This is a genomic window from Nisaea sediminum (assembly GCF_014904705.1).
In the GTDB taxonomy this organism is placed as follows: Bacteria; Pseudomonadota; Alphaproteobacteria; order Thalassobaculales; family Thalassobaculaceae; genus Nisaea; species Nisaea sediminum.
This window is the reverse complement of the sequence record NZ_JACZCQ010000008.1, coordinates 14,026-38,226: the sequence shown is the minus strand read 5'-3', so window position 1 is coordinate 38,226 and position 24,201 is coordinate 14,026. Positions and strand designations below refer to the sequence as shown.

The 24,201-nt window shown below is 65.1% G+C and carries 16 protein-coding genes; 11 read left to right on the top strand and 5 right to left on the bottom strand.

What is annotated here, in order from left to right:
* Window positions 1-2 precede the first annotated feature (2 nt).
* Window positions 3-1,607, bottom strand: coding sequence for a 5-guanidino-2-oxopentanoate decarboxylase (locus IG122_RS17480; protein WP_193186629.1), 1,605 nt, complete (start codon window positions 1,605-1,607; stop codon window positions 3-5).
* A gap of 149 nt (window positions 1,608-1,756) precedes the next feature.
* Here IG122_RS17480 and IG122_RS17475 point away from each other — a divergent pair, with 149 nt between their 5' ends.
* The 7 genes from IG122_RS17475 (at window position 1,757) to IG122_RS17445 (ending at window position 11,499) form a co-directional block, all read left to right on the top strand.
* Window positions 1,757-2,503, top strand: a complete 747-nt coding sequence (locus IG122_RS17475) for an aldolase (RefSeq protein ID WP_193186627.1) — start codon at window positions 1,757-1,759, stop codon at window positions 2,501-2,503.
* A gap of 132 nt (window positions 2,504-2,635) precedes the next feature.
* Window positions 2,636-3,541 (top strand): HAD-IA family hydrolase, encoded by a 906-nt coding sequence (locus IG122_RS17470; protein WP_226893705.1) that lies wholly within the window; start codon window positions 2,636-2,638, stop codon window positions 3,539-3,541.
* Window positions 3,542-3,741: 200 nt separating this feature from the next.
* On the top strand, window positions 3,742-5,931 hold the full coding sequence (locus tag IG122_RS17465; protein ID WP_193186623.1) for a glycosyltransferase: 2,190 nt from the start codon (window positions 3,742-3,744) through the stop codon (window positions 5,929-5,931).
* A gap of 40 nt (window positions 5,932-5,971) precedes the next feature.
* On the top strand, window positions 5,972-6,952 hold the full coding sequence (locus IG122_RS17460; protein ID WP_193186621.1) for a calcium-binding protein: 981 nt from the start codon (window positions 5,972-5,974) through the stop codon (window positions 6,950-6,952).
* Window positions 6,953-6,955: 3 nt separating this feature from the next.
* Entirely contained in the window at window positions 6,956-8,686 is a 1,731-nt protein-coding gene (locus IG122_RS17455; RefSeq protein ID WP_193186618.1) for a type I secretion system permease/ATPase, read from the top strand.
* Complete coding sequence (locus tag IG122_RS17450) at window positions 8,683-9,987, top strand: HlyD family type I secretion periplasmic adaptor subunit (protein ID WP_193186615.1); 1,305 nt, start codon at window positions 8,683-8,685, stop codon at window positions 9,985-9,987. Before IG122_RS17455 ends, IG122_RS17450 begins: the two co-directional genes overlap by 4 nt.
* A gap of 78 nt (window positions 9,988-10,065) precedes the next feature.
* Entirely contained in the window at window positions 10,066-11,499 is a 1,434-nt protein-coding gene (locus tag IG122_RS17445) for an ABC transporter substrate-binding protein (protein WP_193186612.1), read from the top strand.
* A 14-nt stretch (window positions 11,500-11,513) separates the two neighbouring features.
* On the opposite strand, the gene IG122_RS17440 is transcribed toward IG122_RS17445, so the two are convergent.
* The 3 genes from IG122_RS17440 to IG122_RS17430 all read right to left on the bottom strand — a co-directional run bounded on the left by IG122_RS17440 (window position 11,514) and on the right by IG122_RS17430 (window position 16,562).
* Complete coding sequence (locus IG122_RS17440; RefSeq protein ID WP_193186609.1) at window positions 11,514-12,683, bottom strand: pyridoxal-phosphate-dependent aminotransferase family protein; 1,170 nt, start codon at window positions 12,681-12,683, stop codon at window positions 11,514-11,516.
* A gap of 22 nt (window positions 12,684-12,705) precedes the next feature.
* Complete coding sequence (locus IG122_RS17435) at window positions 12,706-15,612, bottom strand: FAD-binding and (Fe-S)-binding domain-containing protein (RefSeq protein WP_193186606.1); 2,907 nt, start codon at window positions 15,610-15,612, stop codon at window positions 12,706-12,708.
* Between the two features lie 92 nt (window positions 15,613-15,704).
* Window positions 15,705-16,562: an isocitrate lyase/PEP mutase family protein gene (locus tag IG122_RS17430; RefSeq protein WP_319024917.1), complete on the bottom strand. Its 858-nt coding sequence runs from the start codon at window positions 16,560-16,562 to the stop codon at window positions 15,705-15,707.
* Window positions 16,563-16,702: 140 nt separating this feature from the next.
* Between IG122_RS17430 and IG122_RS17425 the strand changes: the two genes are divergently transcribed.
* The 4 genes from IG122_RS17425 (at window position 16,703) to IG122_RS17410 (ending at window position 20,422) form a co-directional block, all read left to right on the top strand.
* Window positions 16,703-18,100: a dipeptidase gene (locus IG122_RS17425; RefSeq protein WP_193186603.1), complete on the top strand. Its 1,398-nt coding sequence runs from the start codon at window positions 16,703-16,705 to the stop codon at window positions 18,098-18,100.
* Window positions 18,101-18,356: 256 nt separating this feature from the next.
* Complete coding sequence (locus tag IG122_RS17420; RefSeq protein WP_193186600.1) at window positions 18,357-18,920, top strand: GNAT family N-acetyltransferase; 564 nt, start codon at window positions 18,357-18,359, stop codon at window positions 18,918-18,920.
* A gap of 31 nt (window positions 18,921-18,951) precedes the next feature.
* Window positions 18,952-19,710, top strand: coding sequence for a sulfite exporter TauE/SafE family protein (locus tag IG122_RS17415; RefSeq protein ID WP_193186597.1), 759 nt, complete (start codon window positions 18,952-18,954; stop codon window positions 19,708-19,710).
* 43 nt (window positions 19,711-19,753) lie between these two features.
* Window positions 19,754-20,422 carry a glutathione S-transferase family protein gene (locus tag IG122_RS17410; RefSeq protein ID WP_193186594.1) on the top strand — a complete coding sequence of 223 codons (669 nt, stop codon included), beginning with the start codon at window positions 19,754-19,756 and terminating at the stop codon, window positions 20,420-20,422.
* 79 nt (window positions 20,423-20,501) lie between these two features.
* Here IG122_RS17410 and IG122_RS17405 read toward each other — a convergent pair whose 3' ends face one another.
* Window positions 20,502-24,017, bottom strand: coding sequence for a DUF4347 domain-containing protein (locus tag IG122_RS17405; RefSeq protein WP_193186591.1), 3,516 nt, complete (start codon window positions 24,015-24,017; stop codon window positions 20,502-20,504).
* Window positions 24,018-24,201: the final 184 nt, after the last annotated feature.

Here is a 24,201-nt window from a genome sequence, read left to right as displayed (position 1 = left end):
CGTCAGGACTTCAGAAACGCCGCGTCGGCCCTCACTTCGATAAGGGTCGGCCCGGACGCCGCGAAAGCATCGGAAAGCGCCGTGGCGAAATCGCCGGCACTTTTCGGCGCGGCATATCCGCAGCGGTATCCCTTTGCCAGCGCGGAGAAATCCGGCACCAGAAGGTCGGTTCCGAGCGGTTGTACGCCGGCCTCGACCATCGAGTCGCGGATCTGCCGGTAGCCGCCATTGTTCCAGACCAGCACCGGAAGCGGCAGACCGAGCTCGGCCGCGACGATCAGCTCTTCCGCCGTGAACAGCAGCCCGCCGTCGCCCGCGATCGCCACCGCCGGACGGTCCGGTGCGCCGAGTTTCGCGCCGATCGCCGTCGGCACCCCGGTGCCAAGCGTTCCGAAGCCGTTCGGGAAATGCCAGCCGTTCGGATGCCCGATCTGGAAGTATGAGGCGCCGGTATAGGCCACCTGGGTCGAGTCGAGGGAAATGAAACAGTCCGCCGGCAGGCACTCCATCAGCAGATCGAGCAGCCGGCAGCGGTTCGCGGTCTCGGGCGTGTCGCTCGCGCTCCGGATCTCCGGCCAGAGCGACGCGGCCAAAGAAGATCCGGCCGCCGGCCCGGCCCGCTCGATCAATCCCGAAAGCGCGGAAAGCGTGAGCCCGGCATCGCCGAGGATGGCGAGATCCGGACGGAAACTGCGTACGAGTTGAGCCGGGTCGATGTCCACCCGAATGAGTTTCGCCCCGAGCCGGAGATCCGGCGCGGGTCTCCAGAAGGAGGTCTCTGCAAGTTCGCTGCCTATGGCGAGCACGACATCCGCTTCCGCGAGTACGTTCTGTGTCGCTTCATGCTCGAGCGACGAGCCCGCACTCTGTGGATGCGTTTCCGGGATCACACCCTTTGCCGAATTTGTGGTGACGACCAGAGCGCCAAGTTTCTCCGCGAACGCCAGCGCCTCCGCACCCGCCCATTTGGCGCCGCCGCCGAGCAGCAGAACGGGACGCGCCGCTTCGCCCAACAGCGCCGCCGCGCGTTGGAGCATCTCCGGATGCGGCGCCGGCTTTGGCGTCCGTGGCCATGCCGTCGCATCAGCCCGGCAGGTCCGCCCGAACAGATCGCGCGGCACCTCGATCCCGACCGGACGCGGACGCCCACTATCGAACACCGCGTAAGCCTGCGCGAAGATTTCCGTCAGGTTCTCCGGCGCTCTCAAGACGTGATTGAACGCCGTCACGGTCCGCGCCGCGTCGTGCTGGTTCGGCATCTCGTGCAGGAACCCCTGCCCCATGGCCAGCTCGTGACTCTGGTTGGTCGCGGCCAGGATCAGCATCGGCACGGAATCGGAATAGGCCTGTCCGATCGCCGTCGCCGCATTCAGGAGCCCCGGCCCGGTGATGACGGAGATCGCCGCCGGACGGCCGGTCGCGAGGCCGTAACCATAGGCCATGAGCCCCGCGCCCTGCTCGTGCCGAGGCGTCACATGACGCAGACCGCTTGCGGTCAGCGCCCGGTAAAACTCGACCGTATGCACGCCCGGGATCCCGAAAATCGTGTCGATCCCGTAGCTTTCCATCAGCCCGACGATCACGTCGGCGCAGCTCTTCCCGGACATTCCGCCCCCGTCCTGTTCTTCGATTGGCGCCGCGCCGGGCCTGAACCCGTTCGCAGCCGGACACTTCACGCGACCCTAGCCGCCGGTCTATCGTCGGCAAAACAACAATTTCTTATGTCCGCATAAGCCGGCCAGCAGGGAGAGACCGCATGAGTACCGACATCCGCCAAGCCCGTATCGACCTTGCCTGTTCCCTGCGTTGGGCGGCCCGTTACGGCCTGAACGAAGGGGTCGACAACCATTTCTCCCTCGCCCTGCCGGACGATGACGGGGTGATGCGCGGCAACCGCTTCCTGATCAATCCTTTCGGCTGGCACTGGTCGGAGGTCACCGCCTCCTCGATGGTGCTCTGCGACGGCGACGGCAACATCCTTGAGGGTACGGAGGCAGTCGAGGACACCGCTTTCTTCATACACAGCGAGATGCACAAGGCGGTGCCGAGCGCGGTCTGCATAATGCACACCCACCAGCCCTACGCGACGGCGCTGACCCTACTCGAAGGCGGCCGGCTCGAGATGTGCGAGCAGAACGCGCTGATGTTCGACGGCCGGATCGCCTATGACGACGAATATGGCGGCCTCGCCCTCGACGAGAACGAGGGTGCGAGGATGGCAAGCAAGATCGGCAACCATTCGGTCCTCTTCCTCGCCTGCCACGGCGTCATCACCACCGGCCCGACGGTGCAGGACACCTTCAATGATCTCTATTATCTGGAGCGCGCGGCGAAGTTCCAGGTGCTGGCGAAATCCACCGGCCAAAAGCTGCGCGCAATCCCTGAAGAGACCCGCGCCCATACCCGCCAGCAGGCCTCAACGGAGAATGCACGCGTCGCGGATCGGCATTTCAAGGCACTGCGGCGGATGCTGGAGAAGGAAGAACCCGAATTCCTGAACTAGGTGCAAACCCTTCTGAGTACAGGCTTATTTAGAAACAGAAATCTATTTTACCCTCTTTCGTTGCATACTGAATGGTGGCACGATCCCGGTTCCTCTTGAGCCGAAAGGCTCATCGGCATGGAGCCGGGAACGATGGACGGGCACGGGAAAATCGGGGGGAAGCGGGCCGAACCGGTGGTTGCGGGTCCGCCGCCATATCTTGACGCACTGGGGACGAGCGCCGGGCTGCGCAGCTTCTACGCGTCATCCGAAGATCGCGCCGCCCTTCTCGATGCCGTCGCCGAACGGGTGACCGGGCACCGGATCGCGCTGCTGTCGATCGACATCTTCGACACGGCCCTGCTGCGCGGGCAAAGGTCCGAACTCGCCCGGTTCAGAAGCGCCGCCGAGCGCTTCCACCGGACCGTCTTCGGAACGGGCGGCAAATCGGACTTCTCCATCGATGACGCGTTGCTCGCTCGCATTACCGCCGCCAGGGCGGCTTACAGCATGAACGGCAGCAAATCAGAAGGCGGTGATCCCACCTTCAGTCAGATCGCAAAGACCGTCTGCACCCTGCTCCGCCGACCGGAGCTCACAAGGAGCTACATCGAGAGCGAACTCGCCTCTGAAATCGCCGATGTGCAGGTCAATCCCCTGCTTGAAGCGATCCGGCGCCGTTTTCCGGCCTTGCGGACGGTTTTCCTGACGGACACCTATCTTGAGAGCCCTCAGGTGCGAAAAATCTTCAGCGCGGCGCACGGGAAGACAAGACGGCCTGCGATCCTGTCCTCCGCCGACGGTTTCGGCAGCAAGGCCGCGGGGACTCTCTTTGCCCATGCGGAACGGACCTTCGGAGCCCCGCCCGCGCATGCGCTACACATCGGCGACAATCTGGAAACCGACTATCTCAGCCCGAAACGCCGGGGTTGGCAGGCTCTGCATGTCCCCTTGCCTGCCAGGGAGCTGGCCGCCCGGCGCACCAGCTTCGAGAAGATCATTCGCGGAGACCGCGACCTGCCGGCCGCGTTTCGCCGGGATGTCGCATTCGTCCCATGAGCATCAATCGGACAATGCCGGCGGAGTTGAGAGAACTCGGGTGTGACCTGCTCGGTCCGCTCGTAAATTTCTATTTCGTGAGGCTGCAGGCTCATCTTCTGCAGACCGACCCGTCGGCGGACCGCATCCTCTTCGCGATGAGGGCCGGCTTGAGGCTGAGATCCCTCTATCAGGACTGGCTCCGGCGTCGAGGAGCCCCCTTGCCAGGACATGCACACCTCTTTCGGTCCTCGCGCCTGATGGCGATCAAGGCCGCCTTCGGGAAAGCTCCGGCGACCGCCATGACGGCTCTCGGCATGGAACTCGACGGCGAGTCCCTCGACACCATCGTCCGGGCGGTGCTTCGCGCCGAACATCCGCGCGGTGCGGCTCCAGCTATTCCCTTCGTGCCGCCGCAGCCTTTGCACGAATTCCTGAAATCGGACACACCGGTCGCCGAGCGGGTGCGCCGCCATCTCCGCCAGCAGGCACGGATCTTCAAGGATTATGTCGAAACGATCGCCGGATCCGCGGAGCGCGTGATCCTCGTCGATACGGGCTGGCGCGGCACCCAGCAATTGCTGCTCGAACAGACCTACACCGACCGGGAATGGAACGGCCTTTATTTCGGATGCATCGGCCGTGCCGAGATTCTCGGAAATCGTCCGGGCGGGATGACCGGACTGATCTTCGACAGCCCGCAACCCTCTCCCGAAGAGCCGGCATCGATCCTCGCCGGACACAGGCACCTCATCGAGAGCCTGTTCGAGCCCAATCACCCGTCCATTGAGCGCGTGGATCATGCCGACATCGAGGCAGTCCGGGACGGCAACCAGAACCGGATAAGGGAGCGCAGGCTCGCGGATCCGGTCTATGACGGACTCTCCAAGCATATCCGCGATCATGCTGGAGACGGCCTCTCGGAGATCGGCGACGCCTATGAGGAGGCGCTGACGAAACTGTCACGGATGATCTCTTTCCCGGAGCGGGAAACCGTGGCGCTTCTCGCCCACAAACCGAGATCCCTCGACCTCGGACGGAGCGGCTCCGTCGCGGTCGTCCTGCCGGCGAAGGATCGGCATGCCGGCGACATCCCGTCACAGCGCATTTCAGACGCGCTTTGGCCAGCCGGACAAGTCGCCCTCGAATTCGGCGGGCCGCGCAGGGAGCGGATGCAAAGGCGCCTGCTTAAGAATGCAGTGTCAGCGCCGGACCTCCAGCCGTCCGTGGCGATCATAACCCGCACCAAAGACCGCCCGCTGCTGCTGGCGCGTGCCGCGCGCAGCGTCGCGGCGCAGAGCTACCGGAACTACTACTGGGTCGTTGTAAATGACGGCGGCGAACCCGATCCGGTGCAGGACATTCTCGCGACCGCTCCGATCGATCCGGCCCGCATGCTGTTCTGTTCCTTCGAAGAGAGTCAGGGCATGGAGGCCGCCTCCAATGCCGGTATCGCGGCCAGCCGCTCCGACTTGATCGTCATTCACGACGACGACGACAGCTGGGAGCGCGATTTTCTCACCGAGGCGGTCGCCTTTCTCGTCGAGCACGAGGACCGCTACGCCGGAGTCATCACGCACAGCACTTACATCGCCGAAGAGATCCGGAACGGGCAGGTGCAGGAAAAGGAACGCCGTCCGTTCAACGATTGGGTCAACAGCATCCACCTCGCAGAAATGGCGGTCGCCAATCTGTTTCCACCGATCGCCTTTCTCTACCGGCGCGCGCTCTGGGAGCAACTCGGCGGCTATGACGAGAGTCTACCGGTCCTCGGAGACTGGGACTTCAATCTCCGCTTCCTCATGGAGGCGGATATCGGCGTGCTGGCGAAGCCCCTCGCCAACTATCACCACCGCGCCGGAACCTCCACCGGGGACGCCTATGCGAATTCCGACATCGCCGCGCGCAATCCGCATATCGCCTACAACGCGATCGTCCGGAACCGCTATCTCCGGGCGGCGGAGCAAAGCCCGAACCACCGCACACTCGCGGCCCTCATGGGCCAGGCCTATGCGCAGGAAGACATCAGGGGCCGGATCGACCGGGTGGCCGGCATTCCGGAACGCGCCGCGCATCGCCAGGGCGACGGAACCGGTCTGCGGAAGCCCGGTTTCGAAGACCTGCATCGCGAGCTGAACCATCGCTGGACTTTGCTGCACATGGTCGTCTCCGAAATCATCGCCTCGCGCGGCCTGCGGATCGGCGTGGAGGAGATGATCCGGCAGCTCTCCGGTCTCGCGGACGAATATGCGCGGACCGCAAACATCCGCTTTCCAGCACCTCCCAGCGTGGAGGAAGGCGGGAGACTGAACAAATCCCGGCCCGGAACCGCCGGCAACGGTCCGTGCGCCAGGACGGATAAATCACGGGCACTGCATTTCGCGGTGCCCGAAGGACGTCACGGGGACTGAAAGCCGGCAATAGACCGGCGCTAAATTGGGGGTAGAACAGGTGGCATCGCTTCCGGGCGGCTTCGATCCTGTACTGAACAGGAACATCGACGCGGGCCAGAGCACGCTGATCCGGGATTTTCTGGACAATATCGGCGTCGCCGAGAGCTCGATCGAAACGTTCGAACCAACGGCTTCAGACATCGCCGCAGGCAACGACGGGCTGACCCCGTATCTGCTACCCGACGCCATGCCTTTCGGAACCACCGCTGTTGCCGAGGGCCAGCAGGTCTCGATCCTGCTCAATCCCGATGCGACCGACGGCACCGTCCTGATCATTCAGGGCGAAGGCAATGCACGCATCCGGGGCGGCGGCGGGAGCGACAAGATCCAGGGCGGCAGCGGCGACGACACGATGACGGGCGGTCTCGGCGACGATCTGCTGCGCGGCGGCGGCGGCAACGACTCGATCTTCGGCGGCGCCCATGACGACACCATCTACGGCAATATCGGCGACGATACGATAGCTTCCGACGACGGTGCGGACAGCTTTTTCGGAGGCCGGGGGAACGACGAGATCGCCGGAGGCGCCGGCGACGACATGCTGATGGGCAACCGGGACGCGGACCTGGCCTACGGGAATATCGGCAACGATATCCTCTACGGGAACCAGCAGGACGACACGCTGTTCGGCGGATCCGGTAACGACACGCTCTTCGGCGGCCAGGACGCGGACATCCTGGAGGGCGGCAGAGGAGACGACGCGCTGCATGGAAATCTCGGCGGCGATCAGTTCGTCTTCCGCAACGACAGCGGGGTCGACGTGATCTACGACTTCGTCGGCGGCACGGACCGGATCCTCGTCGCCGCGAACATCAACGGCCTCCCGGTGACCGACGCCGCCGATCTCGCCGTCCGCATCTCCAGCGACGCGACCGGCAACGCGGTGATCGATCTCGGGAACGGCAATGTCGTCACAATCGACGGGCTGAGCGCGACCGACCTGGTCAGGGATATCGCCTCCTACATCACGGTGACCTGACACATGCGCAGCGAGACCGGCAGAAGCTCGTCCGACCCCGCATACGATTGCAGGTCGATGCTCGCCAAATGCGCCCCGGGGCTGGCGCTCGGCCTTGCGCTCAGCTTCGCCATCTCGCTCACCATGTTCATTCCTCCGCTTTACATGTTGAAGCTGTTCTCCGGCGTGGCCACGAGCGGGAGCGCCGCGACCGTTGCCGGCCTGTCCGTTCTCGCCCTCGGGGCCGTGCTGTTGTTCTGCGTGCTCGACTATCTGAGGAGCTGCACCTACCAGCGGCTCTCCGCCTGGCTCGCGGGCAGGCTCGGAGATCGCGCTCTGGAGCCGATCGCGACCCGGTCTCTCGGCGGCACCGCCGAGCCGGCTGAACTACTGAGGGATATCGGACAGATCCGTGACTTCGTCGCGGGCGGCGCGCTGACCGCCGGCTTCGAGCTGGTCTGGGCGCCGATGTTCTTCGCCGCGCTATTCCTTCTGCACCCCTATTTCGGCTGGATCGGGCTGGCGGCCGGTGCGGCCCTACTGCTTCTCGCACTGGCAAACGATCTGCTGACCCGGCGCCCGGCGCGGGAAAGCGGTGAGCGGGCAACGCAGGCCTACCGCGAGATCGGCAACGCGCTCAGATACGGGGAATCCCTTGAGGCGATGGGCATGCTGCACCGCCTCGCGGAACGCTGGCACCGGCAGAACGCGGCGATGATCGTCGCGACAATGCAGGGTGCTCACCGGCAGGCTATCGCAACCAGTATCGCCAAAGGCCTCCGCATGAGTTTGCAACTGGCGGTGTTTGGCGGCGGCATGCTGCTCGTCATCCATCAGTCGGCCGGAATCGGCGCACTTCTTGCCGCCTCTATCATCATGGTCCGCGCTCTCGCACCGCTGGAACAGATCCTGGACCGCTGGCGGCAATGGGGAGCGGCCGCTTCCGCACTGCGTCGTCTGAACGAAGCGCTCGAGGCACCGCCCAGGATCGAACGCGCCTCGGCTTTCCTGCCCAAACCGCGCGAAACGCTGGACCTCGAACGTGTCTTCTTCGTCCCGCCGGGTGCCAGCCAGCCTGTGATCAGGGGCGTATCGCTGCATCTGGAATTCGGCAGACTGGTCTGTATCGCCGGTGCGGCCGCCGCCGGCAAGACGACGCTGCTCCAGCTTATCGCCGGTCTCTGGAAACCGACGGCGGGCGCAGTGACTGTGGACGGCCATGACACACACAGCTGGAACCGGGAGGATTTCGGCCGCCATATCGGCTATCTGCCGCAATCGATCGAACTCTTCGGTCCGACAGTGCGCAGCGCGATCGCGCGGCTGACTGAAGGCCCGCCCGACGCCGTGATCAAAGCGGCCAAGCTTGCCGGCATCCACAAGACGATCGGCCGCTTGCCGAAAGGTTACGACACCGATCTTGAGACCTGCCGCACATTGCTCAGCGGCGGGCAGAAGCAACAGCTCGCCATCGCCCGCGCGTTCTATGGCGATCCCTCCCTGATCCTGCTCGACGAGCCGGACGCCGGTCTCGACAGGACCGCGCTCCGCTCCCTGACGGCGACGCTCCGCTGGCTGGCGGAACGGGGCCGCCTCGTTGTCGCGACGAGCCACCGGATGGAGATGTTGGAAGCCGCCGACACGGTGGCGCTGCTCGACCACGGCGCGGTCGCGCGGATCGTGGCTCCACGCTCCACCCCGGCAGCGCTAGAGACGACAGCAACAGGGACACCGGTCGAGGTGGCGAGCCCATGACCCTGTCGCCCGTCACCGATACCACGGCGGGACCGCGGATCGCGCCCATTGCCGTCCTGGCCCTGGCGTCGATTGGCCTCTTTCTGCTCGGTGCCGCGCTGTGGAGCCGGCTGGTCCCGATCAACGCAGCAGTGCTCGCAGAAGGCAAGGTCACGGTTCAGTCCTACCGCAAGCAGATCCAGACACGGGAAGGCGGCCGGATCGCGCGCATTCTCGTCTCCGAGGGCGAGAACGTTGCCGCTGGCCAGCCGCTGCTCCGGCTCGACCCGACCCAGGCCTGGAGCGAGCATGACATCCTCCGCGATCGCCTGTTTCAGATCCTCGGACGCCGGGCGCGCCTCACCGCCAGTCTGCGCGGCGCGGAAAGCCCCGACTGGCCGGAGGAACTGACTGCCGCCGGTGCGCCACCGGAAGGTCTCCGTGTGATGGAGATCGAGGCGGCTCTGTTCGCCGCCTCGGAGCGCGAGCGCGCCGGGAAAGAACGCGTGCTGGAGCGGAAGATCTCCGAACTCCACGAAGAAGCGGGCTCTCTGGTCGAGGAAGTGCGCTCGGTCGACCGGCAATTGCCGATGATCGAGGAGGAAACCGCCGACGTCGCGACGCTTCTTGCCAAGGGGCTCGAGCGAAAACCGCGGCTGCTCGCCCTGAAGCGCGCCCGCGAAAGCCTGATCGGAGAGCGCAACGCGCTGCGCCGCCGGATCGCGCAGGCGGAGGAGAATCTCGCCGCCGCCGAACTCAATCTCGATGCCTTCCGCCACCAGTGGCAATCCGGTCAGGCCGAAGCCTTGACGGAGGCCTCGAACGAGATCGCCCTCCTCCGCCAGCAGCTGAAGGGCGCGCGGGACCGGCTGCGCAATACCGAGCTTCGCGCGCCCGTCGCCGGCGAGGTGGTCGATCTCGCGTTTCACACCATAGGCGGCGTGATCGCACCGGGAGAAACGGTCCTCAGCATCGTGCCGCGCGCGGACGAACTGGTTGTGGATGCCCGGGTCCGGGCCGGAGACATCGACTCCGTTTTCCGCGGGCAGATCGCCGAGATCCGTATAGGCGCCTTCCGCTGGCGCGACCGCCCACCCCTCGCGGCCCGCGTCATCCGGGTCTCCGCCGACCTGCTGGACGATCCGGCCACCGGTCAGCAGTACTATGAAGCGCGCCTTCGCTTCGACGGAACGGGCGGTTACGATGATCTCAAGGTCGGCATGATGGCCGACATCGCATTCCTGACAGAGGAGCGGACGGCCGCCGACTACATTCTCGGCCCCGTGACCCGCCAGCTCTTTCGCGGTTTTCGCGAGCGTTGATCTTCGTCTCTCGGCGGGCCTCAAAGCCCTCTCCGCACGGACGGAATAAACTTCTATGCTGCCGGGAGGGAGAAAGCGATGACCGAAGAAATCGTAATCCTGCAATCCCGGCTCCAGCTGGTCGATCCGCAGGACTGTACCGACAATTCCGACACTCTGGCGCTTCTGGAAGCGCTGTTCGACGCACTGGTACGGCGCGGGCCGGACGGGCGCTATGTGCCCGCGCTCGCGGAGAGCTGGGAGATGTCGGACGACGCACGGCACTGGCGTTTCCGTCTCCGGCCGGGTTTACGCTTTCACGACGGCACCCCGCTCGATGCGGCGGCCATGCGCTTCTCCATCGCGCGCATGCAGCGGCCCGAGATCGGGGCCACGCTCGGCGCACCGGCGGTCTGGGGCCAGTATCTCGGCGGCGCGACGATCGCCGCCCCCGATCCGCTGACGCTGACCATCGAGACCGTGGAGCCCTGCGCCGATCTTCTCGATGTCCTGGTGTCGGGTTATGCGCTGCCGCCGCATCTCGCGGACAAAGCCGATTTCCTCGACCATCCGGTCGGCAGCGGTTCCTTCCACTTCGAGAGCAAGACCGGGACGAACGAAATCCGCATGCTCTCCAACCCGGACTGGTGGGGCGGAAGCTCGGCGGAACATCGACTGATCTGGCGCGAGGTTCCGCGTTCGGCGGACCGGGCCCGTGCCCTCGCGCTGGGAGAGGCACAGGTGGCGACACGACTCTCGCCGGCCGACGCCGCAACGCTCAAGGGAACGTTCAGCCGGCACGACTACATCGACCCGACCTCGATCATCTTCCTGCTGAATGCGGCAAGCGGGCCGTTCACGGATCCGAGGGTCCGGCGGGCGGTAAACCTCGCCACCGACCGAATGGCCTTGATCGAGGAGGTGCTCGGCGGTGCGGGCAGCCCGCTCGGCGGGTTCGTGAGCCGCTTCCATTCCGGAGCGGCGCCGGAACCGGCGGATATCGAACCGGACCTGGAGGGTGCCGCGAAACTGCTGGTCGAAGCCGGTTACGGCAAAGGACTTACAATCGAGATCGACTGCCCGACCCGCCTTCCGGACGAGGCTGAAACCCTGACGGCCGCCCTCGCGCGTCAGCTTTCAGAAGTCGGAATATCGCTGAAAGTGCACCGGGTCGAGGACAGGGTCGCCTATGCGGAGCAGGTCAGGGACAAGAAGATCCATGATATGTGCGTCTTCGATTCCAGCCCGATGAGCACCTTCCGGGTGCTCTACGAGAAGATCGACAGCCGCGTCCGCGGGTCCTGGTGGGAGGGATACCGGAACGAGGAGGTGGAGAAACTGCTGGACTGTTCGCGGACCACGGTCGAACCCGCCGCGCGCGAGGCCCTTCACCGGCAGAGCTACGAGGCCCTGCGCCGGGATCCGCCCTGGCTCACGCTCTATCATCACAGCTTCGTCGCCGCCCGCGCCGGCACCCATCCGGACTGGCGGATGCGTGCCGACGGAGTGCTGGACGTCACGACCTTGCTATAACGTGAACCAGTAGGTCAGGCGTTGCCGGTCAGGTAATCCATCGCCGCCTGGGCGCCGCCCTTGTTGTGCGGAACCCCCGCGACCGCGAGGCCCATCTCGACGCCGGAGAGGGTGCCCATCAGCATCAGGTCGTTGAAATAGCCGAGATGGCCGATGCGGAAGACCTTGCCCTTCACCTTGCCGAGGCCGGAGCCGAGCGACATGTCGAACTTGTCGAGCACCACCTCCCGGTACTTGTCCGCGTCGTGGCCCTCCGGCATCAGCACGGCGGTCAGGACCGGGCTGTATTCGTCGGCATTCTGGCAGAGCACCTCGAGGCCCCAGGTCTTCACCGCTCGGCGGGTCGCCTCGGCCCAGCGCTCGTGGCGGGCGAAGACGTTCTCCAGCCCCTCCTCCATGATCATGTCGCAGGCCTCTTTCAGGCCGTAGAGCAGGTTGGTGGCCGGGGTGTAGGGGAACCAACCGTCCCTGTTCATGCCAATCTGGTGCTGCCAGTCCCAGTAGGAGCGGTTGGTCGTCGCCGTCTCTGATGCCTTCAGAGCCTTCGGGCCGACCGCGTTGAAGCTGAGGCCCGGCGGCAGCATGAGCCCCTTCTGCGAGCCGCTGATGGTGACGTCCGCGCCCCATTCGTCATGCCGGTAATCGGCCGAGCCGAGGCCGGAAATGCTGTCGACCAGGAGCAGCGCCGGATGCTTCGCCGCGTCGATCGCCTTGCGCACCGCCTGGATGTTCGAGGTGACGCCGGTCGAGGTCTCGTTATGGACGACGCAGACGCCCTTGATCTCGTGCGCCTTGTCCGCCTTCAGCCGCTCCTCGATCGCCGCCGCGTCGACGCCGTGGCGCCAATCGCCCGGAATGACCTCGGGCTTGAGACCGACGCGGGTCGCGAGCTCGGACCAGAGGGTCGAGAACTGGCCGGTCTCGAACATCAGAACCCGGTCGCCCGGGCTCATCGTGTTGACCAGCGCCGCTTCCCAGGCGCCGGTGCCGGAGGACGGGAAGATCACCACCGGGCATTCGGTCTTGAAGACCGGCTTGACCTTCGCCAGCACTTCGTTCGCCAGCTTCTGGAACTCCGGGCCGCGATGGTCGATGGTCGGCTGGCCGATGGCATGGAGGATCCGGCCGGGGACGTGGCTCGGTCCCGGGATCTGCAGGAAATGGGGGCCGGACTTGTAGGTCATTGCTCTTCTCCAGAGGATGGGATCACGCCAGCGCGCGGTCCAGGATGGTTGCGACATGCACCGCCTCGCGGGCGGCGCCGTCCTTGATCTGATGGCGGCAGGAAGTGCCGTCGGCGACGAGCAATGTGTCCCCGTCGGCGGCGCGCACGGCGGGCAGCAGGTCGCGCTCCGCCATAGCCATGGAGACCTCTTGGTTCTTCTTCTCGTAGCCGAAGGCCCCGGCCATGCCGCAGCAGCTCGAATTGATCACCTCGACCTCCATGTCCGGCACGAGGCGGAGCGCAGTCTCGACGGCGCCCATGGCGGCGAAGGCCTTCTGGTGGCAATGGCCGTGCACCAGCGCCTTCTTCGCGACCGGCTTGAAACTGGCAGAGATCTTGCTCGCCTTTTGCTCGCGGGCGATGAATTCCTCGAACAGCAGCGCATGCTCGGCGACGAGATCGGTCTCCGCGCCGGGCAGCATGGCCTTGAACTCGTCGCGCAGGGTGAAGAGACAGGACGGCTCCAGCCCGACCACCGGAATGCCGCGGCGGACATAGGGCAGGTAGGCGGCGATCATCCGGCGCGCCTCGGCTTTCGCCTCGTCTACGAGACCGGAGGCGAGGAAAGTCCGTCCGCAGCAGAGATGACGCCCGCCCTCTTCGCGCGGATCGACGACATGTACCCGGTAGCCGAGGCGCTGCAGTACGCGCAAAGCGGCGCGCAGGTTTTCCGGCTCGAAATAGGTGCTGAAAGTGTCGTTCAGCAGGACAACGTCGCGGCCGTCGCTCTCGTCCGGATCGACTGCCTCCGTCTCGGCGCCCGAGAAAGGCACGTCGCTCCAGACCGGCAGGCTGCGCTTGGCGCTGAAACCGAGCAGCCACTCGGAAAGCCCCTTCAGGCCCGGCACCACGTCCCGCGCATTGGCGAGATAGCCGAAGCGCGAGGCCGCCTCGGCATAGCGCGGCAGGTAGGAGATCAGGCGATCCTTCAAGCCTAAACCATGTTTCTTGCGATAGTGATGCAGGAACTCGACCTTCATCCGCGCCATGTCGACACCGGTCGGGCATTCCCGCTTGCAGCCCTTGCAGGAGACGCAGAGCTCCATCGTCTCCTTCATCTCTTCCGAGACCAGCGCCTCGGATCCGAGCTGGCCGGAGAGCGCGAGGCGGAGCGTGTTGGCACGGCCGCGGGTCAGGTCCTTCTCGTTCTGCGTCGCGCGGAAGCTCGGGCACATCACGCCGGCGTCGCGTTTGCGGCAGGCACCGTTGTTATTGCACATCTCGACCGCGCCGGAGAAACCGCCCCACTCGGACCAGTCGAGCGCGGTCTCCAGCTTGATCGGCGCATAGCCCGGCTTGAAGCGGAAGAGCGCGCGGTCGTCCATCTTCGGCGGATTGACGATGCGGCCCGGATTCATCGTGCCGGCCGGATCGAAGGCCTGTTTCACGTCACCGAACGCCTTCACCAGGCGCTGGCCGAACATCTTCTCGTGGAACTCGGACCGGACGATGCCGTCGCCATGCTCGCCGGAATGGGAGCCTTTGTATTCGCGGACCATGTCGAAGGCGGCCTCGGCGATGGAGCGCATGCGCTTCACATCGCCCTCGTCCTTCATGTTCAGCACAGGACGGACATGCAGGCAGCCGACCGAGGCATGGGCGTACCAGGTGCCGTGCGTGCCGTGGCTTTCGAACACCTTCGTCAGCCGGTCGGTGAACTCCGCCAGATCCTCCAGCGGCACGGCGCAATCCTCGATGAAGGAAACCGGCTTTCCCGCCTGCTTCATCGACATCATGATGTTGAGGCCCTGTTTGCGGACCTCGCCGATGGTCGCCTGCAGCCTCACGTCGGTCGCGTCCACCACCGCGTCCGGATAGCCGAGATCGCCCATCAGGACCTCCAGCTCGCGAAGCTGGGCGACGCAGGCGGCGTGATCCTCGCCGGCGAACTCGACCACGAGGACGGAGTCCGGCTCGCCCTTCACGAACTCGGCGATCATCGGCTTGAAGATCGGGATGTCGCGGGCGAGCTCGATCATGTTGCGGTCGATCAGCTCCACCGCGTGCGGCTTCAGCTTCACGATATGCTGGGTCGCGTCCATCGCCTCGTAGAAGGTCGGGAAATGGCAGACGCCCATGACCCGGTGCTTCGGGATACGGTGCAGCTTCAGCTCGATCTGCCGGAAGGCCGCGAGCGTGCCCTCCGAGCCGACGAGCATGCTCGCCATGTTGTGTCCGGCGGGATCGACCGTGTTGATGTTGTAGCCGCCGACCCGGCGCATCAGTTTTGGAAACTTCGCGGCGATCTCCGCTGCCTCGCGGCCCGCGATGGCGCGCATCTCCCGCACTAGATCGCGGTAGCGCGGCTCGGCCTCGATAGCGCCGAGATTGCCCGGCACCGGTCCGAAATGGAGCTGCTCTCCGGTCGGAAGGACGGCGTCGATGGAGAGCACGTTGTCCACCATGATGCCGTAATGGATCGAGCGCCCGCCGCAGGAATTGTTCGCCGTCATGCCGCCGATTGTGGCGCGGCTGGCGGTCGAGACATCGACCGGGAAGAAGAGGCCGTACGGCTTCAGCGCTGCGTTCAGATGGTCGAGCGCGATGCCCGGCTCGACCACCGCGCGCATGTTCTCCGCGTCGATCTCGATGATGCGGTTCAGGTGCCGGGAGCAATCCATCACCAGGGAATGGTTGACGGTCTGCCCGCACTGGCTGGTCCCGCCGCCGCGCGGCAGCAGGGAGACTCCGGCTTCCCGGCCGATCTCCATCGCCGCGATCAGGTCGTCCTGGGTCTTCGGCACGACCACACCGACCGGCTCGACCTGGTAAATCGAGGCATCGGTCGAATAGCGCCCGCGGGAGAAGCGGTCGAACAACACCTCTCCTTCGAGCGCGCGTTCAAGACGCGCGGCCAGTGACCCGTTATCCGACGACACGGCGGCCATCCAATTCTCCTGACATCAGCGAAGCCCAAAGTCTGGCGGCAATTTCCACCATGACAAATCGACTTCCACGATGCGGCAACATGCCTGATGCGTCAGTCGCGCGCGTGGGCCTTCTCGAAATCCCAGACGTCGGTGAAGCCCATGGTCCGGGAGAAGGCGCCGAAATCGTCCAGCTTCTGCGCCGCGCCGAGACTGGAGCCGGTTTCCTTCAGGCGTCCGTAGACCGAGCGCAGCGCCGCCCCCATGGCAAGGAAGCCGGTGCCCGGATAGATCGCCATGGAATAGCCGAGCTTGGTGTATTCATCCGCGCTCAGCACTGGCGTCTTGCCGCCCTCGACCACGTTCACCAGCAGCGGTTTGTCGAAGCTGGTGCAGATCTTCTCCATCTCCTCGACCGATTCCGGCGCCTCGATGAAGAGGATGTCGGCGCCCGCTTTCGCGAAGGCCTCGCCCCGGCGCAGCGCCTCGTCGAGCCCATAATTGGTCCGCGCGTCGGTGCGCGCGACGATGGCGAAATCGGAGCTGTCCCGGCTCTCCGCCGCAACCTTGATCTTCTCGACCATGTCCTCAAGCGGAATCACCTTCCGGTTCGGCGTGTGGCCGCACTTCTTCGGGAATTCCTGGTCCTCGAGCTGGATGCCGGCCGCGCCAGCGCGCTCGTAGCCGCGCACCGTGTGCTGGACGTTCAGCAGACCGCCATAACCGGTATCGCCGTCCGCCACCAGCGGCGCCGAGACCGTGTCGGCGAGCACCTTCACCCGCCCGACCATGTCGGTGTAGCTCGCGAGCCCCGCATCCGGCAGCCCGAGATGGGAGCCAACCGCGCCATAACCGGTCATATAGAGCGCCTCGAAGCCGTACTCGTCGGCGATGCGGGCGGAAATGCCGTCGAAGATGCCGGGGGCAATCAGCAGCTTGCCCGGCTTGATCAGGTCCATCAGCCGCGTCACGGCGTCTCCTCTCGATCTCTGGGTTCGACCCCTTGTTTGCCGCACGATAGCGAGCCAAACTGCCGGGGATCAATCCTCGCCCTTTCCACTGACGGAAAAACTCTCTGCGTGGATTGCCCTCAATTCAGCCAAGGTGCCCCATGTCAAAGGACCTCCTCGCCCCCGTGCTCGCCCGCATCGACGCCAACCTCGACAAGTCCGTCGAGCGTCTGGTCGACGTGCTCCGCATCCCGAGCATCAGCACCGACCCGAAATACGATCCGGACGTCCGCCGCGCCGCCGAATGGATGGCGCAGCAGCTCTCGGAAATCGGTTTCGACGCCGCGGTGCGCGATGCAGACAAGCATCCGATGGTGGTCGGCCACATGAAGGGCCCGGAAGGCGCGCCGCACATCCTCTACTACGGCCACTATGACGTTCAGCCCGCCGATCCCTACGCTCTCTGGGACAGCGACCCGTTCGAACCTGTCATCGTCGAGGCCGAACGCGGCAAGCGGATCGTCGCCCGCGGCGCGGTGGACGACAAGGGCCAGGTGATGACCTTCATCGAGGCCTTCCGCGCCTGGAAGGAAGTCCACGGCTCCCTGCCCATCGGGGTGACCGTGCTACTCGAAGGCGAGGAGGAAAGTGGCAGCGAAAGCCTCGAGCCATTCATGGTAGCGCACAAAGACGAGCTCAAGGCCGATGCCTGCGTCGTCTGCGACACCGGCATGTGGTCGGTCGACAAGCCGGCCATCACCTACATGCTGCGCGGCATCGTCTCCATCGAAGTCAAGATCAAGGGACCGAGCCGGGACCTGCATTCCGGCATGTATGGCGGCGGCGTGATCAACCCGATCAACCTGCTTGCAAAGATCCTCGGCGATTTCCACGACGAAAGCGGGCGTATCCGGATCGAGGGCTTCTACGACGACGTGCTCGCGGTCGGCGACAACGAGCTGAAACAGTGGGAAGGGCTCGGCTTCGACGAGAAGGCCTTCCTTGGCGAGATCGGCCTCACCACGCCCGGCGGCGAGAAAGGCTACTCGGCGCTGGAGCGGCTCTGGGCCCGGCCGACGCTGGACATCAACGGCATCACGGGCGGCTATCAGGAGCCGGGCGGCAAGACCGTGATCGCCGCCGAGGCCTCGGCCAAGATCACCTGCCGTCTCGTGCCGGACCAGGACGCGGAAAAGATCATCGCCGGCCTGAAGAAATTCGTCGCCGACCGGCTGCCCGCGGACTTCAAGCTGGAGATCGTCCATGCGAGCGGGTTCCCGGCCCGCCGGGTGCCGACGGACTCGCCCTATCTGCAATCCGCGCTCGCGGGTCTGAAGGACGAGTACCAGACCGACGCGCTGCTGATCGGCTGCGGCGGCTCGATCCCGGCGGTCGGCTCGATCAAGGACCTGCTCGGCATCGACAGCCTATTGGTCGGTTTCGGCCTCGAGGACGACCGGGTGCACAGCCCGAACGAGAAGTTCGAGCTGGTCTGCTATCACCGCGGCATCCGCTCCAACGCCGCGATCATGGCGCGGCTGGCGGAGATCAAGGGGTAGAAACGCGGAAATCGCATGGCGGGACAGCGCTGCGGAGATAACTCCGCAGCGCATTTTTCGCTGGAATGTCCGTGGGATATGCAGTATCTGCGAATTTCGACTTGGGAAACGGATCACGATGATCACGAAGGCCAGAGAGCTGCGACGAGCAAACCCGCGACGACGACGTATCGCCGCGCGTTTTGCGCTGTCCGTCATCAAGCTCTAGGCCGGCTCCCTCGCGGGGCGGCTTTCTCCAGGCCGGAAGACCCGCCCAATGATCGTCATCGAAAAAGAAACCGCCGCTGACGCGGCCGCCATCGAATCCCTGCTGGATATCGGCTTCGGTCCCGACCGCACCGGCAAGACCGTCTATCAGCTCCGAGTGGGACAGCCCCTGCCGGAACTCAGCCTCGTCGCGCGGACCGGGTTTGACGCCCGTGTCGGCGCCTCGATCCGCTACTGGCCGATCGACGTCAAGGACGGTCGGAAGACGCTCCCCGCCCTCGTTCTCGGCCCGTTGGTCGTGGATCCGGAACTGCAGGGCAAGGGTCTCGGCCGCACGTTGGTTGCGCGCTCGCTCGAGGAAGCCGACCAGGACGGCTGGAACCTCTGCCTCGTGGTGGGCGAGCCTTCCTATTACGAGCCCTACGGCTTCATTCCGGCCGAACCCTATGGTTTCGAGCTGCCCGGCCCGGTTGAGCAGCGCCGCTTCCAGGTGCGCGGCACTCCGGAGATTCTCGAGGCTTTGCTGGCCACGAAGAGGAAGCGCCCAGTGCGGCCTTGGAGCGGCAAGGCAAGTGGCGTAGAAAATATCGGCGGCACGATCCACGCCGCCTGATCCCTTCGCCGCAATCAAGGCAAATCTTTACATGTTCGAGACCGACTTCTTCGGATGGGGCGCCCATATCTGGGCCGTCGCCGTCGCGGCCACTTTGCTCGGCGGGATCGTCCGCGGATTCACCGGGTTCGGCTTCGCCCTCATTCTCATCAGCGCCTTGCTGCTGGTCGCCGATCCGGTTGCGGTCGTCCCGCTGGCCCTGATCCTCGATCTACTCGCCGGCTTCACGCTGCTGCCGCAGAATTACCGGGACGTGCACTGGACGGGTATCCGGCAGCTCGTGCTCGGCTCGGTGATCGGCGTTCCCGCCGGCTTCGCTTGCCTTTTGCTGGTCGAGCCCGAACCGATGAAGATCGCGATCTATTTCGGCATCCTCGTCTCGGTGCTGCTGATCGCGCGCGGCTTCAGGTTGGCTTCCGTGCCGGGCAACGGGATGCTGGCCGGGACCGGCGTCGTCTCCGGCTTCATGTCGGGCGCCGCCGGCGTTCCGGGCCCGCCGATGGTGCTGCTCTATCTCTCCTCGCCGTTGCCGGTCGCGATCACCCGGGCGACGGGTATCGCGTTCTTCATCGTGGTCGACGTCTTCGCCCTGGCACTCGCCGTCTTTAAGGGACTGATCGACGCGGAGATGCTGCTCCGGAGCGCAATCCTGATTCCGGTCATGGCCATCGGAACCTCGCTCGGGCACAAGCTCTTCGGCATCACACGGCCGGAGGTGGTCAAACGGGCGGCAATCGCCCTGCTCGGGCTGCTGGCGATTGTCGGAATCGGAAAGGTTCTGATAGGTTAGCGCCGCCAACCTGACGGCATCCTCAGACCCACCGGTGAATTCAATGCCGACCCTCTATCACCTCTGGATTTCCCCCTTCTGCCGCAAGATCCGCGTCGTTCTGGGCGAAAAGAAGATCGAGGCCGAGCTCAAGGTCGAGCAGGTCTGGGACCGGCGTCCGGAGTTCCTCGCCCTGAATCCGGACGGCACCGTGCCGGTCTTCGTCGACGACGACGGCACCGTGGTCGCGAATTCGGCCGCGATCTCGGAATATCTCGAGGAAACCCGCCCGGAGGTCCCGCTGCTGCCCGGCGACGCGGCGGCACGGGCGGAGATCCGGCGTCTGGTCGCCTGGTTCGATCTCAAGTTCAATGCGGAAGTGACGGAGATGCTGGTCGGCGAAAAGCTGATGAAGCGCTTTCTCGGCACCGGCGAACCGTCCAGTGCCGCGATCCGCGCCGGACACACCAACATCGCGACCCACCTCGCCTATATCGGCTTCCTCGCCGAACGCCGGAACTGGCTTGGCGGGGACCATTTCAGCCTCGCCGACATCGCAGCGGCGTCCCAGCTTTCCGCCGTCGACTACATCGGCGACGTGCCGTGGGAGAAGTATCCGGAGGCGAAGGAATGGTATGCGCGGGTTAAGTCCCGCCCGAGCTTCCGGCCGCTGCTCTCCGACCATATCCCCGGCGTCCGCCCGCCGGCACACTACGCCAATCTGGATTTCTGAGCGCTTCGCCGACGAGTGTCACACCATAAACGGTATCGTCATCCGGGCTGTGCGGTCCGGATGACGATCGGCAGAATGGTTACACGAGGTCCCACCCGGTCGCGGCTGCGACATCGGCCTTTTGCACACCGATGATGGTGACTGTGCCGCCGTCGGAGAAGGTGACGACGGTGTTCCCGTTCACCTCGGTTCCTCCGCTGACCCCGAGCCCACTTTCGAGTGCCAGCGTATCGGTGCCGGCCGCGAAGTCGCTTACGGTCTCGTTGCCGCCACCGAAGCTGAAGACGAACGTGTCAGCGCCCTCGCCACCGGAGAGCGTATCGTCGCCTGTATTTCCGGCGAGATAGTCGTCACCGCTGTTGCCCCATAGCAGGTCGTTGCCCTGGCCGCCGTAGAGCGTGTCGTTGCCGAGGTTGCCAAACAGGCTGTCATTACCGGAGTTGCCGTAGACGATGTCCTCGTCCTGGCCTCCATAGACCATGTCGTCGTTCTCGCCGCCGAGGACCGTATCGTTCCCCTTGTTGCCGTAGACGAAGTCATTGTCGTTGTCGCCGGCAACCGTATCGGCGTCCTGGCCGCCGAACAGGGTGTCCCTGCCCCCGCCGCCAAACACGCTGTCGGTGCCCTGGTTGCCATAAACCAGATCCTCGCCCCAGCCGGAACCGACGGTGTCGTTGCCGCCGCCGCCAGCCAGCGTGTCGTCCTCGGCGCCGCACGAAATGAACTGGGTCGATTCATCGCCGACCACGTAGTTCTTCCCGGCGCCGCCGGTCACCGTCGCATTGCCGACGATGGCGGCGAACTCGATATTGTCGAGCTGCAGGGACGACCCTGTAGGCAGGTTCGAGGTGTCGATGACGAACGCCTCGGAGCCGCTGGAGGATTGCCCGGTGAGATGCACTGTCTGCGCCGAGCCGCCGGTGCTGGAGAACACGATCGAGCGGACATCCAGCGACATGCCGGCGTTGTTGGCGAGGAAGGACTGGCCGTGACCGTCGAGGAAACCCTGCCCGGTCACAGACGGCTCCGTCGTCTGGATTTCCCCGCGCAGGGTCGTGCCCGCCGATGACGAGACAACCGCGTTGGAGGTCCCGCTCTGGGTCAGGGAGACGCCCGCCGGCAGAGTGACGGTGACGACGTTGCCGTTGCCCGTGCCTTCGACCAGAGCACCCGTCGCGCTGCTGCCGGAATTGTTGACCAGCGTACGGCCGGTCGCGGTTCCGGCGGTGTCGTCGGAGGTCTGGTTGGTGACCGTCAATCCGCTGCCCGAAGATGATCCGCCGCTTGAGCCGCTGCCCGAGCCGCTGCTCGCGGCACTGAAGGTGAGGGTCGTGTTCCCGCCACTTACGCTCGCGTTGATCACCAGGTTGGCATCGGCACCGGAGACGACGATGCTTTCCGCACCGAGCGAGATCGTACCGCCAAGAGTCGAACCGTTCAGGCTGCTCACATCCGTACCGGAAACAACGATCTGGTCGCCGGCGGCAAGCCCGGAGATCGTATCGCCGTTGAACTCGCTCGCAGTGCCGCTGAAGGTATCGTTGCCGGCCCCGCCGAACAAAACGTCGGTGCCCGCGCCACCAACCAAGCTGTCGGCGTCGGAGCCGCCCACGAGCGAATCGCCGCCACCGCCGCCACTCAGAGTGTCGGCTCCACCGCCACCTGAGATCGTGTCTGCGGCACTGGTGCCGGTGATGGCATCCGCCGAAGCACTGCCGGTGATCAGCTCCACGCTGTCCAGCGTCGTGCTGGAAAGGTTGAAGGCGCCGCCGCCGTTCAGTTGCAGCACGTCGGTGCCGCCGCCGCCGCTGACCGTCTCGGCCAGGCCGGTGATGTCCGCAGAGGTCGCGATGAAGGTGTCCGCGCCGGAACCGCCGATCAGGTTGTCGGCGGCAGCGCCGCCGGAAACCACATTGGCGCCGTCGCCGGCATTGATCGCGTCGGCACCGCTGGTGCCGGTGATGGAATCCGCCGCGGCGCTGCCGGTGATCAGCTCCACGCTGTTAAGCGTGGCACTGGAAAGGTCGAAGGCGCCGCCGCCGTTCAGTTGCAGCACGTCGGTGCCGCCGCCGCCGCTGATCGTCTCGGCCAGGCCGGTGATGTCCGCAGAGGTCGCGATGAAGGTGTCCGCGCCGGAACCGCCGATCAGGTTGTCGGCGGCAGCGCCGCCGGAAACCACATTGGCGCCGTCGCCGGCATTGATGACATCCGCGCCATCGCCGCCTGCGATCGTGTCCGCGGCGCTGGTACCGGTGATGGAGTCGGCCGAAGCACTGCCGGAAATCAGCTCGATGCTGTCTATGGTCGCGCCGGAGAGATCGAAGGCACCACCACCGTTCAGCTGCAGCACATCCGTGCCGGTGCCGCCGCTGATCGTCTCGGCGAGGCCCGTGATGTCGGCGGAGGTCGCGGCAAACGTATCGTCGCCCGCATCGCCGGAAAGATTGTCGGCGCCCGCACCGCCGGAGATCGAATCGTTGCCGTCCCCGCCGAGCACAACGTCGGCATCGTCGCCGCCGAGGATCGTGTCGTTGCCGGCTCCACCCGTGATCGTGTCGGCCCCGGCGAGGCCGGAATAGGAGTCGTTGCCGGCCAACAGGTCGATCGTATTGGCCGTGCCGTCACCCGTCAGGGCGTCGTTGCCGGTCGTCGGACCGGCGATGGTGTATTTGATGTTGTCGAGCCCGACCCGCCAGTTGGCGGCGCCCGCGTAGGAAACCGTAATGGACGTAACGCCGGTCCAGTCGCCGGGGTTCAAAGTTGCGATCGCGCCGACAATGTCGCCGCTGTTGTCGGCGAGGGTAATCGCGGTGCCGGTATTCGGTGTGAAGGTGTAATTCGCCCCGGCGGAAAGATTGGTAAATTCGCCGATCTGGAACTGGGTGATGTTGACCGGGCTTGAGTAGCTCAGCGTGTAGGTCGTGGAGCTCGCGATCTCGCCGGCATTGAGAAAGCCCGAGCTGACGCCTGCCATCGCCGTGCCGTCCGAGCGCTCGACGCTGATCGTGACGTCCGGCTCAGTGACCACCAGCGTGGTGGTGGACTGAATCGTCGTGACGATCCCGAATGTCGTTTGACCAAGCGTATGCGGATATCGGGCCGCGCTCTCCGGCGCGAAGGCAGTCAGCGCGGCGGCGAAAGCCCCCCATCCCCAACCGGCACCGACCGGCAGCGCGGATGCGAGGACCTCGGCGCCAAGGCGTTTTTCCAACGCGTCGACGAATTCACGGCCCGTATTCCCGGCCCCGACGGAACAGCCATAAAGAACGATGTCGGCGTCCCAGGCGAGGCTTGACCGTATGGCGTCGAGATATTTCGACGACCGCCCCAGAATCTCCGTGTCGACCCGCGTATTCGCCAGAATCAGGGCGCCCGGCTCGCCGTGGGAAAGGATGTGCAGGCTGGCAACATCGCGCTCGCCGGCAAGTGCCACGGCGATCTGCCCCAGCGGATCTCCATCCTTCTCGAGGCGGATGACCTGGAAGGACGGGTCGCGTTCTGCGAGCAGGATATCGCTGTCACGAACACCGCGATCTACAACGAGGTACCCGCGGCGGCTGGAAAAAAGCGAGGGAACGGTTGCGGAAACCGACATTGGTATCTCCGTTTGATTCAAAGTGGCTCTATTTGGTGACTTCTATTCACCATTGGCCGCTCAAGCTCAACTTTGACGGATGACAGGCGAGTGACTTTTCGCCAAACCAATGATTGAATTTACAAAATCAAAGGGAGACATAATTCTATTTTTTTATCTCTCTTTGATTTTATTTTTCAGACCA

Coding starts and splice junctions, on each gene's coding strand:
- IG122_RS17425 (WP_193186603.1), top strand. CDS start 16,703: ATGTCAAAGGACCTCCTCGCCCCCGTGCTCGCCCGCATCGACGCCAAC.
- IG122_RS17470 (WP_226893705.1), top strand. CDS start 2,636: ATGGACGGGCACGGGAAAATCGGGGGGAAGCGGGCCGAACCGGTGGTT.
- IG122_RS17475 (WP_193186627.1), top strand. CDS start 1,757: ATGAGTACCGACATCCGCCAAGCCCGTATCGACCTTGCCTGTTCCCTG.
- IG122_RS17440 (WP_193186609.1), bottom strand. CDS start 12,683: ATGACCTACAAGTCCGGCCCCCATTTCCTGCAGATCCCGGGACCGAGC.
- IG122_RS17405 (WP_193186591.1), bottom strand. CDS start 24,017: ATGTCGGTTTCCGCAACCGTTCCCTCGCTTTTTTCCAGCCGCCGCGGG.
- IG122_RS17450 (WP_193186615.1), top strand. CDS start 8,683: ATGACCCTGTCGCCCGTCACCGATACCACGGCGGGACCGCGGATCGCG.
- IG122_RS17415 (WP_193186597.1), top strand. CDS start 18,952: ATGTTCGAGACCGACTTCTTCGGATGGGGCGCCCATATCTGGGCCGTC.
- IG122_RS17420 (WP_193186600.1), top strand. CDS start 18,357: ATGATCGTCATCGAAAAAGAAACCGCCGCTGACGCGGCCGCCATCGAA.
- IG122_RS17445 (WP_193186612.1), top strand. CDS start 10,066: ATGACCGAAGAAATCGTAATCCTGCAATCCCGGCTCCAGCTGGTCGAT.
- IG122_RS17410 (WP_193186594.1), top strand. CDS start 19,754: ATGCCGACCCTCTATCACCTCTGGATTTCCCCCTTCTGCCGCAAGATC.
- IG122_RS17480 (WP_193186629.1), bottom strand. CDS start 1,607: ATGTCCGGGAAGAGCTGCGCCGACGTGATCGTCGGGCTGATGGAAAGC.
- IG122_RS17435 (WP_193186606.1), bottom strand. CDS start 15,612: ATGGCCGCCGTGTCGTCGGATAACGGGTCACTGGCCGCGCGTCTTGAA.
- IG122_RS17455 (WP_193186618.1), top strand. CDS start 6,956: ATGCGCAGCGAGACCGGCAGAAGCTCGTCCGACCCCGCATACGATTGC.